11 protein-coding genes are annotated in these 13,421 nt (G+C 52.4%); 4 read left to right on the top strand and 7 right to left on the bottom strand.

Annotated features, from left to right (window positions below):
- Window positions 1-2: 2 nt before the first annotated feature.
- From HPY86_05090 to HPY86_05065, 6 genes are all read right to left on the bottom strand, one after another.
- Window positions 3-755, bottom strand: coding sequence for a 4Fe-4S dicluster domain-containing protein (locus HPY86_05090; protein NPV14289.1), 753 nt, complete (start codon window positions 753-755; stop codon window positions 3-5).
- A 5-nt stretch (window positions 756-760) separates the two neighbouring features.
- Window positions 761-1,324: a Fe-S-containing hydro-lyase gene (locus HPY86_05085; protein ID NPV14288.1), complete on the bottom strand. Its 564-nt coding sequence runs from the start codon at window positions 1,322-1,324 to the stop codon at window positions 761-763.
- Window positions 1,321-2,190 (bottom strand): fumarate hydratase, encoded by an 870-nt coding sequence (locus tag HPY86_05080; GenBank protein NPV14287.1) that lies wholly within the window; start codon window positions 2,188-2,190, stop codon window positions 1,321-1,323. Before HPY86_05080 ends, HPY86_05085 begins: the two co-directional genes overlap by 4 nt.
- A 9-nt stretch (window positions 2,191-2,199) precedes the next feature.
- The gene (locus HPY86_05075) at window positions 2,200-2,856 is read right to left on the bottom strand and encodes an MBL fold metallo-hydrolase (GenBank protein NPV14286.1); all 657 of its coding nucleotides are present in this window, start codon (window positions 2,854-2,856) and stop codon (window positions 2,200-2,202) included.
- Between the two features lie 29 nt (window positions 2,857-2,885).
- Window positions 2,886-3,143 carry a 50S ribosomal protein L27 gene (gene rpmA / locus HPY86_05070; GenBank protein ID NPV14285.1) on the bottom strand — a complete coding sequence of 86 codons (258 nt, stop codon included), beginning with the start codon at window positions 3,141-3,143 and terminating at the stop codon, window positions 2,886-2,888.
- A gap of 187 nt (window positions 3,144-3,330) precedes the next feature.
- Window positions 3,331-5,025 (bottom strand): T9SS type A sorting domain-containing protein, encoded by a 1,695-nt coding sequence (locus HPY86_05065; protein ID NPV14284.1) that lies wholly within the window; start codon window positions 5,023-5,025, stop codon window positions 3,331-3,333.
- Between the two features lie 358 nt (window positions 5,026-5,383).
- Here HPY86_05065 and HPY86_05060 point away from each other — a divergent pair, with 358 nt between their 5' ends.
- Window positions 5,384-7,237: a hypothetical protein gene (locus tag HPY86_05060; GenBank protein NPV14283.1), complete on the top strand. Its 1,854-nt coding sequence runs from the start codon at window positions 5,384-5,386 to the stop codon at window positions 7,235-7,237.
- Between the two features lie 45 nt (window positions 7,238-7,282).
- On the opposite strand, the gene HPY86_05055 is transcribed toward HPY86_05060, so the two are convergent.
- Window positions 7,283-8,965 carry a T9SS type A sorting domain-containing protein gene (locus HPY86_05055; GenBank protein ID NPV14282.1) on the bottom strand — a complete coding sequence of 561 codons (1,683 nt, stop codon included), beginning with the start codon at window positions 8,963-8,965 and terminating at the stop codon, window positions 7,283-7,285.
- A 204-nt stretch (window positions 8,966-9,169) separates the two neighbouring features.
- Here HPY86_05055 and HPY86_05050 point away from each other — a divergent pair, with 204 nt between their 5' ends.
- The 3 genes from HPY86_05050 to HPY86_05040 all read left to right on the top strand — a co-directional run bounded on the left by HPY86_05050 (window position 9,170) and on the right by HPY86_05040 (window position 13,229).
- Window positions 9,170-10,006: a hypothetical protein gene (locus HPY86_05050; GenBank protein NPV14281.1), complete on the top strand. Its 837-nt coding sequence runs from the start codon at window positions 9,170-9,172 to the stop codon at window positions 10,004-10,006.
- Window positions 10,007-10,438: 432 nt separating this feature from the next.
- The gene (locus HPY86_05045; protein NPV14280.1) at window positions 10,439-11,800 is read left to right on the top strand and encodes a hypothetical protein; all 1,362 of its coding nucleotides are present in this window, start codon (window positions 10,439-10,441) and stop codon (window positions 11,798-11,800) included.
- A 55-nt stretch (window positions 11,801-11,855) separates the two neighbouring features.
- Complete coding sequence (locus HPY86_05040) at window positions 11,856-13,229, top strand: fibronectin type III domain-containing protein (GenBank protein ID NPV14279.1); 1,374 nt, start codon at window positions 11,856-11,858, stop codon at window positions 13,227-13,229.
- Window positions 13,230-13,421 lie beyond the last annotated feature (192 nt).

Raw genomic sequence — 13,421 nt, 5'->3', positions numbered from 1 at the left:
TTTTACTCCGGTTCAATATCCCGCGCCTCGTAGTAGAGACGGGAAAGCTCTTCTTCACTCATCCTTGTCAGTTTGTCCAGCCCCGGCTCAAACGCCCCGGTTTCAATCTCCTTCAGCCGTTCCTGAAGATGCGCCGCCCGGGGTGCAATCTTCGCACCGTAAAGCCGGCGGGCAAGTAGTGCCACATTGTAATGGACAATCTCGGCTGGACAGCGGCTGGCACAGAGCCCGCACATAATACAGTCAAACGACATATCTGCGACCTTAGCGATGTCGCCCCTAATCGCCGCCTGCACATAACCCATCACATCAATGTCCTGGGGACAGATTTTTGTGCAGGAGTTGCAGGCGATACAGCGCATCAGTTCCGGATAGTACCGCACCAAAACCTGGGTGTCCGCTTTGAGTTCGTCAATGTTGTAAATCTTTTTGTTTGCCGGATAAAAGGGAATCTGGGTCAGATACATCCCATCTTCCACCACCGTCTGGCAGGCGAGCCCAACCTTCAGTTTATAGGAGTCTTTGGTTCGATACACCGTGCCGCAGGCACCGCAAAAACCTCCCCGGCACCCGCACCCCCGGATAAACCGATAACCGGCATACTCCATCGCCTTCATAATCGTCAACTCTTTGGGCACCTGATACGCCTCACCCATCACATATATCGTCACAAACTGCTGCGAACCGTTTCCCGGTACCTGCTCCTGGTTCTCTTTTATCTTAGCCCGGCGTCCTTTGGTCTTTTGCTTTTCCATAATCCTCAACCCTCCTTTCGAAACCTCCTCACGCCCTCCTCGTAAAGGTCGCCACCATAACAGTCATTGACCACAATCAGCGGCAGGTTTTCAACTAAAAGTTCCTGGATTGCTTCCGGACCTAAATCCTCGTAGGCGATCGGCGTTGCCTGTTTCACGCACTGGGCAAGAAGCGCTGCCGCACCACCCACCGCGGCAAAGTAAACCGCACCGTGCCGCCTTATCGCCTCAATCACTGCCGGACTGCGGTTGCCCTTGCCAATCATCCCTTTGAGTCCGACCGACAAAAGTTTCGGGGTGTAAGGGTCCATCCGATAAGATGTGGTTGGCCCGCACGCACCAATTGGTTTGCCCGGTTTTGCCGGACTGGGACCAACATAGTAAATAACCGCACCCTGAATCTCAAACGGCAGTTTTTCACCCCGCTCTAAACTCTCCACCAGTCTTTTGTGTGCCAGGTCCCGGGCGGTGTAAACCCTGCCCGACAAAAGCACCGCATCTCCGGCACGCAAAAGCCGGACCACATCATCGGTCAACGGTGTACTGATTCTTTTACGCTCACCCGTCATAAAACCGCACTCTTATGCCTTGCCGCATGGCAGTTGATATTGACCGCACAGGGCATCATCGCAATGTGACAGGGGAAAGCCTCAATGAACACCGCCAGAGCAGTAATCCTGCCCCCAAGACCCTGCGGACCAATTCCCAGCCGGTTGATTTCATTAAGCAACTCCTCTTCCAGTTGCGCATAAAACGGGTCCGGATGCACCGAACCCACCTCGCGTAAAAGTGCCCGTTTTGCCAGTTGTGCACACTTCTCAAATGTCCCGCCAATACCAACGCCCACGATAATCGGCGGACACGGGTTCGCCTGCGAGCGCCACACCCGGTCCACCACAAATCGCTTTATCCCTTCAACCCCATCCGCGGCAGAGAGCATCTTCACCTCACTCATATTTTCACTACCCCCACCTTTGGGCTGCACTGTTATCTTCAACTGGTTACCGGGCACAATCTCATAGTAAACAATCGCCGGCGTGTTGTTGCCGGTGTTTTTTCGGCGCAACGGGTCCGCAACAATTGACTTTCTCAAATAACCTTCGGTATAGCCTTTTGCCACCCCTTCCTGAATCGCGGTGCCCAGCTCACCACCGGTAATTCGCACCTCAGAACCAATCTCAACCCAGACAACCGCCCAACCGGTGTCCTGACATATCGGCATCATATCGGCGCGGGCAATCTCCTGATTCTTCAGCAATTGCCGGAAAATCTCCTTGCCGGTCTCCGACTCTTCTGCCTTTAAGCCATTCTCCAGCGCCCGCACCATATCCGCGCCTAAAACGCAGTTCGCCTCAATACACAACCGGGCAACCGTCTCTTTCACCAGTTCAAAAGGAATCTCCCGGCATTGACTGTTACCCGATTGCGCCACCATCACCTCCGCTTACAGTGCTGGTAAAAGCACCCAGGTTTCGGTCCCTGCCGGTAGCAGTTCCGCTTTCACCTCAACCTCAGATTTGCCAGTCTGCTTCACTCCGGGCGCCAGTTTCAAAAACTCATCAACCCCGGCGATACCAAACCCTAATTTCGGTGTCTTGTAGTGCATCGGAATTACCAGCCGGGGTTTAACCAGTCTGACAAGTTCAGCCGCCTGATGGGCGTCAATCGTAAACACACCACCCACTGGCACTAAGATGACATCAACCCTGCCCAGAACCGACAACACCGCCTTATCAGGAATGTGCCCCAAATCACCCAGGTGCACCAGACGCAGGTTGTCAACATCATAGATAAAGACGGTGTTTGTGCCCCGCTCTTTGCCCTTTACCGGGTCGTGAAAGGTCGCAACCCCTTTTATCTTCACCCCTTTTATCGTCCATTCACCCTCGCCTTTCAGAACCTGCGGTCTTCCCGGCAAATCGCGCGCGCCATTGTGGTCCGCGTGCTCATGGCTGACCGTAACAATGTCCGCCACCTCCTGAATCTTGCCGTACCCGACCGCGCCATCATAAGCACCGGGCACATAAGGGTCGGTAAGAATCTTCAACCCCTCATCAGTGGTAAAAAGGAATGCGGCATGGCCCAACCACTTGACCTTCATTGCATCCCCTTTGCGGAAAATGTCATCCTTTAATTCGCCGGATAGACCGAAATCCGCTTCTTATCCCGGCTTGCCCATTCAAAGCGGACCACCCCATCCTGCAGGGCATAAAGTGTGTCATCGCTACCCCGACCAACATTTTTGCCCGGCAGAATCCTGGTCCCGCGCTGCCGCACCAGCACCTCACCGGTGCGTACAAACTCACCGCCATAAGCCTTTACACCCAGCCGCTTGCCCGCACTGTCGCGGCCATTTTTGGCGGTACCGCCACCCTTCTTATGCGCCATAAACGCTCCTTTCTCTTAATTCTACTAAAATCTGTACAAGATTACATTATAATTACCCCATCTTTGAAAGTCAAATCAATTATCCGGCTGATGCTGACCATCGATTAAGAAGGTGCGCCCGTGATACCGGTTACCAACAGAAAAAGGGGCAGGATTAAACACATCCTGCCCCTTTAATCAGCGGCGTTTAATGGGAAACTACAATCCTGCCTGTTTCCGCTGATGTTCCATTCAACCGGTACAGATAAACACCTGCGGGCACATCCGCGCAGTTCCAGACCGTCTGGTAATCACCCGGATTCAAATGTCCCTGAACGAGTGTTGCAACTCGTCTGCCCGTAACATCGTGAATCGTCAGTTGCACTGTGCCGCTGCTAACAGTTGCCCAGTTGATTACCGCTCTACCCGTTGCCGGGTTTGGTTTCACCGCAACCACCTGTTTGATTCCTGCCGGATTCTCCTCATTCACTCCGGTTGTATTATCCCAGGAGTCAAACCACAGGTCCTCTGGTCCAACACCGGCATAGAGCACAGTTGAAAAAGAAGCGGAACCGACATTTTTCCACCCGGCGGCTGGTGCAAAATTGCCGGTGTGCCGATGGTTGTTCACCTTGTGCGGCGTTGTCCAGTTCGTATCTCCAGGACACCAGGTGAACATCAGTGATTCCGATGGCACGATGGCATAACATACGGTCGGAACGCCCGATGACCAATGGGTAGCGATACTGGGCATCTTTTCGTTGTTATCGGTATCACCGTGGCCAATACCTTCATCACCACCGTAATACCAGATTGTGTCATCAGTCGTGGTGTAGTAATAGAATACACCCAGCCCCATCCCATTAAAGGGCTCCATATCCCGGACATGAACCAGCCAGATGCTCGGGTCGGTATTATCCGCTCCAATCACGCCATCAAACACCCGCACCTGCGGTCCTCCCACCTGCCTTGACTGCTCCCAGGTATTCCCCCGGTCCGTAGAACGCTTAATCCGGAAAGAAGCCGAGTCAACCGAACTCTGCCGTTTATCAAGCCAAGAGACATAGACCCGGTTGTTGTAACCGACCGCGATGTCCGGTTTAGGTGGAATACGGGTATCATTAACAAAACCCGATGGTGCGGTCCAGGTTATTCCATAATTGGTTGAACGCATCAGCCAAACATCATAAGTGCCATCATGTAACTCATAAGTAACATAGAGATAATAAGGATTGCCGTTGTCCTTGCATGCGGCAAGATTGACAATGGTATCGCTATCCACCTTAACCGAAAACATATTAATACCGCCGGTTAATCCGAATCTGGCACAGTAAGCATCGCCATTATTCGCCGATGTGCGGAAAAAAAGGAATACAAAACTGGAGTCGCCCTCTGCGACAACCAGTTCTGGTGAACTCAGCACATTGCTCGGATGCTGCACCCCATTCCAATTACTCCAGGTATTGCCGCTATCGGTTGATCGGTAAATCCTGATTGTGTCACCATTCTCAACCACAAATGCCGCAAACAGAACACCGGCGTGGGTCTGGTCATAGGCAATCATCCGCTCCGAACCCGCTGGTACTGGGCTTTTGATTCCGCCATCATAAACCTGAATATCCTCTCCCCACAATGGCTTGGGTTCAACCGGATTCCCCTCATCAGTCATTTCTAAAATTTGGGGCGGCGCGCCAAAAGCGGGTGCTGCTGGTTTATCAACCTGTCCAGGTAGTGCATCGCCTTCGTTTGTGAATCGGTACGGAACCGCTCCTTCCGATGAACCTCCGTTCTGAAAAACGGGAAATCGGTCTTGAAACAGAGTGCCCGGGGCGTTGCGGTCAACCGCCGCCCAGATACTGCTGAGCATTAAAACTAATGCCAGCGTGACTATCATACTTCTCATCTTATGCTCCTTTTCTTTTTACTTGTGAAATATCCTTAAGGCATCTCAGCACCCGTTGGTGGACTGCTTCAGGGATACTTCGATTAAAGTGTAATCTATCTAACATTAAAGTCAAGCAAACCTTTGCGTAACGGTTTTCAATCCTTTAATATCGTGTTCCGGTCCGGGACGGAAAAAGGCAGGGCGGGGTTTACCGCCCTGCCTGTTAGGTTGTGATGGCTCGGTTAGTGAATGATAGGTTTTCGCTTCTCCTGATACTGACCCGCAGTAATCAATGTTTACGGCGTGCACTGCACTTAATTGTAAACCTTCTGGCCGCGCGTTCTTGACTTAACCTTTTGTACAAAGAAGATTTAGCGTGCGTTACCTTATAATCCCAATCCTTGCTGGCGGGTTGCTTTTGCGGCTGTTAACCGCCCGCGGCACATTTCTCAACCCGGATGAAGCGATTGTATTTCTCGTTGCCAATCAACCGAACCTGAGCGCAGTAATTCAAGCCGGTTTAACCCAGCCCCATCCGCCATTAACCTTTATCCTTCTCTACTTCTGGCGTCTGCTCGGAACTTCGGAACTATGGCTCAGGCTGTTTTCGGTTCTCACCGGCACCGCTGCGGTCTATTTCTTCTACAAGTTCCTCCGCTTAAAAATGAATCAACAAAGCGCCCTGTCCGGTGCGATTTTGTTTGCCTTCCTGCCCGCGGTGGTCGGACTTTCTGCCGAAGTTCGCCAGTACGCCCTGCTCCTTTTCTTAATGACCGTCGCCCTTTACCTTATGGAACTCGGCTTTTCCCAATCCCGTCCTGGTGCCCTTTTTCTTTCCGGAATTTTCTCGGCACTGGCGGGCGCCACTCAGTACTCCGGTCTGGTGCTTTCGGCTGCACTTGGCATCCTTTTTCTGTTCCGGGCGATAAGCAAGAAGGTAAAAAAGCGGCTCTGGCTCTGGGGCGGCTTGGGTCAGCTGTTCGCACTTATAACCTATGCCTTCTTCTACTTTACCCACATCGTGCATCTAAAAGGTAGCCCGATGCAGCAGTTTGCCCTGACCGGCTGGCTCCGCGCCTCTTACTTCCATCCAGAACTGGAATCACCCATCCGCTTCCTTCTCCGCACCACCTTTGACTTATTCTCCTATCTCTTTTCTTCCCGTCCCTTCGGTATTGTCGGACTACTTTTGTTTCTTTTTGGCACCGTATTCACCATCATCAAACGCCGCTGGAACCTGACCATTCTGCTCATCGCACCATTTGTTATTAATATCCTCTGCGCCTTTTTCCATCTCTTGCCCTATGGCGGCACCCGGCATTCAATCGTCCTTGCCCTTTTTGTCGTAATCGGCATCACCGCCGCATTAAGTTCAATACCTAAAATTGACTGGCTCAAACCCGCCAGCGCCGGCATCCTGATGCTCGCAACCAACATCTTTCTCACGCCGCCGGCACAGCACATCTCCCGACCAAACGCCCGTCAAGAACTTATGCACCGGGCGATTGCAACTCTAAAAGACAACGCCCCAGAAGGCGACACCATCTTCGCCGACTATCAGAGCAGCGTCCTGTTGAGTTACTACCTTGCCGACCACACCAAACCGGTACCGTTCTTTGGCAAGACGGTTGGTCCTTTCTGGGAGTTCAACTACGGGGAGTATCTTGTGGTGTCCAGCACCGAGTGGAGTTTTAACCGGCTCCAGTTCCTCACCGCGCTTGACTCGCTTTTCCACTACTACCCTTTCCGTGATAACCGGACCATCTGGGTGTTTGATGGCGGCTGGGGCATGCCACTGGTTTCCAATCAGCCCGAACTGGGCAGTAACCTTGCGGTCTTTCCGGTCACCGCGCCCACCGCGGCGACCGAAAGCCTCCTGATTGCCGCCTGTGCCGAAGTTAAGCCGCTTATCAAAGGCACTTTACGCTCGGTCTTTCTGCCCAGCCGTTATCATAAAACTTCCACGGTCAACGCCGCACGCCCCCTGGCGCCGCAGGTACTCAGTTATACCGAACTGTACCTCCGGGCAAAACAGGGGCAAGAAGAGTTTGATGCCTGCCTGCCTGCGCTTGCCTTCTGGGTTTTTCAGGACCCGGCGTGGCATCCGGAGTTTATGGCGTATATGGCAGATGGTGAAAGTTACATCTCTGCCGGCTACCGCTTCACCCTGCTGTTAATGGATGTTAACCGTCAGATTGCGGTCTATCAGATAGAGAAAATTGAACAGTAAAAAGGGGCGGCATTGCGCCGCCCCGTTCAACTTCCCGCTAACTCTTTATTTCACCACCAGGGTACTTTTGCTGATACCATTCGCCCTGGTCAGTTGCGCAAAGTAAACTCCTGCACTCACCCGCTTTCCGGACAAATCGGTTCGGTTCCACTGCACACCGCTTGTTGGATTGTTGCAATACCACACCTGTCTGCCGCTGGCATCATAGACTGTCAACCGGGAAGCATTGCCGCTCCAGAAAAATGTGGTGTGATTGGTAACCGGATTGGGCAGCACCTCAAAACCGCTCTTATTTACTGACAGTGCGGCATTCTCCCCCTGAATACCAACCATCCAGGGTGCGTTCCAGTAGAGACCCCGCAAACCCTGACCAACAAATACACACCCGGCACCGGTAGCGGGCGCACCCGGTGAATACACTAACAGGGGCTTTATCTCTCTACCGGTTCCTGCGGAATTGGAGTTAATCCGCAAGGTGTCAGACCAGTTAACCGGGTCACTCTGTGCTGCCCAGTGCCGGTAAACATAACGGTAAGTCGCCTCACTGACATAAGAGGCGTTGACATACTCGTTACCAACCGATGTGTAGTTCTTGAGGTCTGGATACCGCTCATAGCGGTCAGTCCTGCTCGCAAGATAGTAACTGGAACTCCAGGAGTTGCCCGCATCGGTTGAATACGCATACATGATGTCCCAGTCGCCCGAGTTCAGATAATTGTGCGCATATACCACCCAGATCACCGCGTTCTGGGGTGGTGTAACAAATGAAGGTGCCATCACCGGGTCCGCAACTTCAAATGTATCATACTGAACCTGCCGTTCATGCCAGGAGTCGGGTACGCCAAAAAACCTATTTACTAATAGATTAACACGCCCGCGAGCGGGACTGAAACCTGGATATCCTGCAAGGTAGAGATAAGAACCCGCACCCGCCTGATAGGAACCCCAGCTGACAAAACGAAATGTGTTTGTCGTAGTCCAGTTTTTGGCAAAGTCGGTGGAACGCAGCATGAAATCATCCAACTCCTGTGTATTGTCTTCGTCGCCCGCGCAGATATATAAATAGTAAGGGTAAACATAGTCCCGGCACATTGTGAAGTTGTTGATGGTGTCCGCACCCTGAAGCGCCATGAAACCTGTGAAACCGCTGCCATCACGATTGAACCGGATGCAGAGCATATCACCGTTGTTATTCGGGTGAATAACCCCAACATACACAAATGCCGAATCTCCGGCACCAACCACCATTCCCAGCCGTTTAATTAAAGAACGGGGATTGGTATAAAATCCTATTACCGGTTGCCAGGTACTGCCATGGTCGGTTGACTTCACCACCCGCACACTTGAATCACGCTCCCGGGAATATGCCACCCACATCGTGCCGTCCATCTCGTAGTCGGCAGCGGTTGCCCAGATGGTACCGGTGTCAATCACCACATCCGGTCCATCAGAAAATAACTGTTGCTCGTCGTTGGCGGCAAGGATTATGGCATTATCTGCCCTGCCACCCGACTGGTCGTATTCAAGATAGATTTCTTGAATTCGATTCTCAATCTCCCTCACCTTTGTCGGATTGTCCTTTACCTGTTCCTGCTCCTGCCGCAACGCCTTAACCCGCGGGTCAAACGCACCCCGATTTACAGTTCCAATGGAACTGGCTTGTTCTGCCGCCCAGACGAGGGTGCCAAATGTTAACAGCAGAACCGAAATAACTTTAGCCCGTTGCATTAAACCTCCTTATAGTTTACGGGCATTGGCGGAAAATTAACTCAACCTCTCCCGTTGCCAAAGGGGGGACGAGTTTTCTATCAACAGTATAAGTCTTCTTAACCACTCTGTCAACTTTTCCAATCGCCTTTGATTTTCCTCCTCATCGCAGATTTTATTGAACAAACTCAACAATAACTGTAATATCTCTCAAAGGAGGTCAAAATGAAGAATTTTGTTAGCATCCTATTCCTGGCGGCACTTATCCTGCCCGCCTGTGCCCAGATTAACAATCCCGCGCACAACTACGAACTGCGGGCAATATACGAAACCGGGGCATTCCGGTTCCAGAAACACTCAATCCGCTTTGGACCTGATGGCACAACCTTTGACTATGTCCAGAACGGTGGCCAGAAAAACCTCTTCCCTTTCCAGCGCGGCTCATTTGAACTGCACTTAAAACCGCGCCATACCTTTGTATTCCTCTATCAACCGCTTGATGTCCGCACCCTGACCACCCTGCCTGAACAACTGATTCTTGACTCCGACACATTTCCTGCCGGCACACCGATGAGTTTACGCTACGGATTTGACTTCTACCGCATCAGCTGGCTCTACGACCTTTTGCGTGATGCCGACCAGGAACTGGGAATCGGTCTTTCCCTTCAATTGCGCAACGCCTCCATCTCCTTCACCGCGCTTGACGGCACCAAACAGCGGGTTTACAACAACCTTGGTCCGGTACCGGCGCTAAAAGCGCGCATCTGGATGCCTTTAAACCGCTATCTCTGGTGGGCAGCAGAAGTTGATGGCATCTATGCGCAGGGCACTGTTGTCACCGGCTCCACCAATGTCGAAAGCAGTTTCAAGGGCGCAATCCTTGACGGCTCCTTACGCCTGGGTGGTCGCATCAACCGGTTCCTTGATGGCTTTGTCAACCTGCGCTATCTCGGCGGCGGCGCCGAAGGCACCCAGAAGAAACCGGAAAACCCCAACAGCACCGGCTACACATCAAACTGGCTTGGCGCCCTATCATTCTCACTGGGAATGATACTGCACTGAAGGCACAGCCTTAAAGAAACAGGAAGATTTACTACAGGTGTAACCCGGCTGTTCAACTGGAAGTTATTTGAACGACGATACTGAAAACTATCCCTGATGTCCGCCCTTAAACCACGCTTGAGACCCGATAAGAAATTGACCCGTTAATAACAGTGAAAATCGGGCTCTAAATATATGGGCAACGAGCCAGCAGGGCAACAACAAAGACAGTACCAACCAGCACCATAAAAATAGCGGGGAAAAATGCCCCGAAAAGGGCGTAAGAGACTATCCCGGGAATTACCCCCGGACTGCCCACTGGACGGCAAAATTCAATAACCATTTGAAAAAAGGATAGTTATATTATAAATTTTATCTCTTGCCGCATAACATCTTTTCCTGCCGTATGTTAAACATTGCTCGAATGATATAATTATGTTATTATCTATGCATATGGCATCAGGTAAAGTTTATCTCGTTCTGCTGTTCATTGTCGGTACCGCATTTGGCCTTTTTGTCCATCCGCCCTATCTGCAGAACCTGACCGACTCCACAATAACTGTGGTCTGGCAATCTGCGGAGTCAAACATCGGCAAAGTGCGGTATGGTCTTAACACCAACTACCCGCTGGAAATCTCAGAAACCGCACCAACAACCGCGCACCACCTTGTTTTGAACCAGCTACTTCCCGACACCGTTTACCACTATCAGGTGATTTCCGGACCGGACACGACCGCCGACGCCACATTTTTTACCCGGCGTTCTGCTCCGGCACCTTTTCGCTTTCTTGTTTACGCCGACAATCGCACCGACAGCGCCGCACATCAGGCGGTAATTGACCGGATGGTCTTGACCAGCCCGCCTGCTCAATTTGTGCTCAATGCCGGCGACCTGACCGACAACGGCACAGTTGAAGAGTACCGGACATTTTTCCAGATTGAACAGGCGCTTTTGCGTCAGGCACCACTTTACCCGGTTCTTGGTAATCACGACATAAGAACGCTACCAAACTGGTTTGACAACTTTTTTCTCCCCGGCAATGAACGGTGGTATCACTTCCAGTACAGCAACGCCGCCTTTTACTTTCTTGACAACTACTCCGACTTTGCACCCGGCAGTGAGCAGTACGAGTGGCTCCTTGCCCATCTCCTTGCCGATAGCGCCAACCCCACAATCCGACACATCTTTGTCACCTTTCACGAACCACCCTTTACCACCAGTTCCAACCATTCCAATAATGAACAGGTCCAGGAGTACCTCTGCCCGCTTTTTGAACGGTTTCGGGTGCGCGCGGTGTTCAATGGCCATGTCCACGCCTATGAGCACAGTCTGGTCAATGGCATCCACTACATCACCAGCGGCGGCGGTGGCGCCCCGCTCCATACCGAATGGGACTCAATTCAGCCCTATACCGTTTATCGGGAAGCGAACTACCAGTTTGTCATCGTTGATGTCGCGGGCGACCTTGTCACCTGTGAAGTGGTGCGTGCCGACGGCAGTATTATGGAGACATTCAACCTGATTCCCGGCATCGGTGAAGATGGCAACACCAGCCGCCTCACAACCAATCTGACCGCCTTTTTATCTTCGCCCAATCAGATTTGCCTCAAATTTCACCTGAAAAAGGCAAGCCCGATAAAACTTGCCCTATTTGACCCCCTGGGCAGGGAGCAGATTCTGCTGAAACAGAACTGGCTCGCATCCGGCGAACACCGCATTCATCTCAACGCCCGAAACCTGACCGCCGGCACCTACTTTGCCCTGCTCCAGACACCGGAAGATGTGCACACCGCCCGCTTGACACTTTTAAAATAACACGATATTATTGGGCAGTGCCTCTTAAACACCCATCCTGCCGAAAGGAGTTTTTATGAACAAAAGCCTGTTTTTCTTGTGTCTGATACTGGTGATTGTCAACTGTGTCACCAACCAGCCACCAACCGCACCGGAAATCTCCGGTCCCACAACCGCCCGTCCCTATGACACCGTCACCTTTACCTTTGTCGCCACTGACCCCGAAGGCAAAGAGGTCTCCTACAAAATCGTCTGGGGCGACACCTCCAGTATTGACTGGTCACCATTCTATGCCAGCGGCCAGCCTGTGCGGCGTTCCCATACCTATCCGGACACCGGCACCTACACCATCAAGGCAATCGCCCGGGACCCGCAACTGAAAGAGTCGCCCTGGAGCGACAGTTTGATTATCAACATCCGCTTACTGCCGCCCGGAGTTCCGGAAAAGCCGGCTGGTCCTGCCTTCTGCACCACCGGCGTATCCTATCAATACCGCTTTCGTGCCTCCCATCCCCAGAACGACAGTTTGTGGTACCAGATTGACTGGGGCGGCACAGTTGACGACTGGCGCGGACCGGTGCCAAGCGACACATACCTTTTCGTCAACCACACCTTTGACACTGCGGGCATCTATGCGGTAGCGGTGCGCGCCCGCGACAGCCGGATGCAGATGACCAACTGGTCCGACACCCTTCTTGTTACGGTCGTGGCGATTCCGGGTGGTCCGCCAACCGCCTTCACAATTGAAGCCGCAACCGACACCACCGTGCGCCTGTCCTGGCAACCGCCGGTTGAAGGTGTGCCCAACTTTTACCGGTTGCAGTTCAAAGAGATTGGCGGCACCGGCTGGAGCACCGTCGCTGAAACCACCGCTTTGAGCGTGGAACACAACCCGCACGGCTTAACCGGAATGTACAAAATCGCTGCGGTCTTTGGCGCCACCGTTTACGAAGACACCGTTCCCCTTTCCACCATACCGGTCCAGACCGGCTCCGTGACTGTGGGCGAACTTTCTGGACCAGATAAACCGGGCTACGGCTGGAACCGCTTGACCGGCACGGGCAAGGCTTATCCGATGGACGACACCCTGTACTGCGACTCAATTGACTGGTTCTGCACCGACTTCGCTCTTGGCTCCAACGGACCTTTCTACTTTGTTGCCAGCCCCAACATCGCACCTTATGACACCAGCGCCAATGTGCCTGCCGGACCCTGGCGCCAGACCGCGCTCGCCCTGCTCGCCGATGAACAGGGACCAGTGCCACCTGCCGGCGACACATCCTACCATAACATCATCCGGCTCAACACTGCACCGGTCTCCTTTGCCATTCGCACCGAAGACGACTACTATGCAATTGTCAAAGTGACCCAGATAAGAATCTCCAATCAGGACATTCGCGTCCAGGCGTGGTTCCAGCCCATCAACGGCTTACGCCTGCTCCGGCACTAAAAAGGGACTTTTTCGGGACCTAACCTTCCGCCCCGGACCATCGCAAACTTTTACCCAAAATCCTTGACTTTGTGATGTAAATAAATTATAAATATCAACGATGCCAAATATCCAACAGCGTTTATATGGTAATTTAGGCATTCATATCAAAGTTGGATATGTAGCAGGCCAAGACAAAAAACTGAATAAAAG

The organism is candidate division WOR-3 bacterium, assembly GCA_013177935.1.
Lineage (GTDB): Bacteria > Hydrothermota > Tepidihabitantia > Tepidihabitantales > Tepidihabitantaceae > Tepidihabitans.
This window is presented reverse-complemented; position numbering and strand designations above follow the sequence as displayed.

Bases quoted from the DNA above. Each gene is read 5' to 3' on its own strand.
- HPY86_05055 (NPV14282.1), bottom strand. From the start codon at position 8,965: ATGCAACGGGCTAAAGTTATTTCGGTTCTGCTGTTAACATTTGGCACC.
- HPY86_05065 (NPV14284.1), bottom strand. From the start codon at position 5,025: ATGAGAAGTATGATAGTCACGCTGGCATTAGTTTTAATGCTCAGCAGT.
- HPY86_05085 (NPV14288.1), bottom strand. From the start codon at position 1,324: ATGACGGGTGAGCGTAAAAGAATCAGTACACCGTTGACCGATGATGTG.
- rpmA (NPV14285.1), bottom strand. From the start codon at position 3,143: ATGGCGCATAAGAAGGGTGGCGGTACCGCCAAAAATGGCCGCGACAGT.
- HPY86_05080 (NPV14287.1), bottom strand. From the start codon at position 2,190: ATGGTGGCGCAATCGGGTAACAGTCAATGCCGGGAGATTCCTTTTGAA.
- HPY86_05045 (NPV14280.1), top strand. From the start codon at position 10,439: ATGGCATCAGGTAAAGTTTATCTCGTTCTGCTGTTCATTGTCGGTACC.
- HPY86_05050 (NPV14281.1), top strand. From the start codon at position 9,170: ATGAAGAATTTTGTTAGCATCCTATTCCTGGCGGCACTTATCCTGCCC.
- HPY86_05040 (NPV14279.1), top strand. From the start codon at position 11,856: ATGAACAAAAGCCTGTTTTTCTTGTGTCTGATACTGGTGATTGTCAAC.
- HPY86_05075 (NPV14286.1), bottom strand. From the start codon at position 2,856: ATGAAGGTCAAGTGGTTGGGCCATGCCGCATTCCTTTTTACCACTGAT.
- HPY86_05090 (NPV14289.1), bottom strand. From the start codon at position 755: ATGGAAAAGCAAAAGACCAAAGGACGCCGGGCTAAGATAAAAGAGAAC.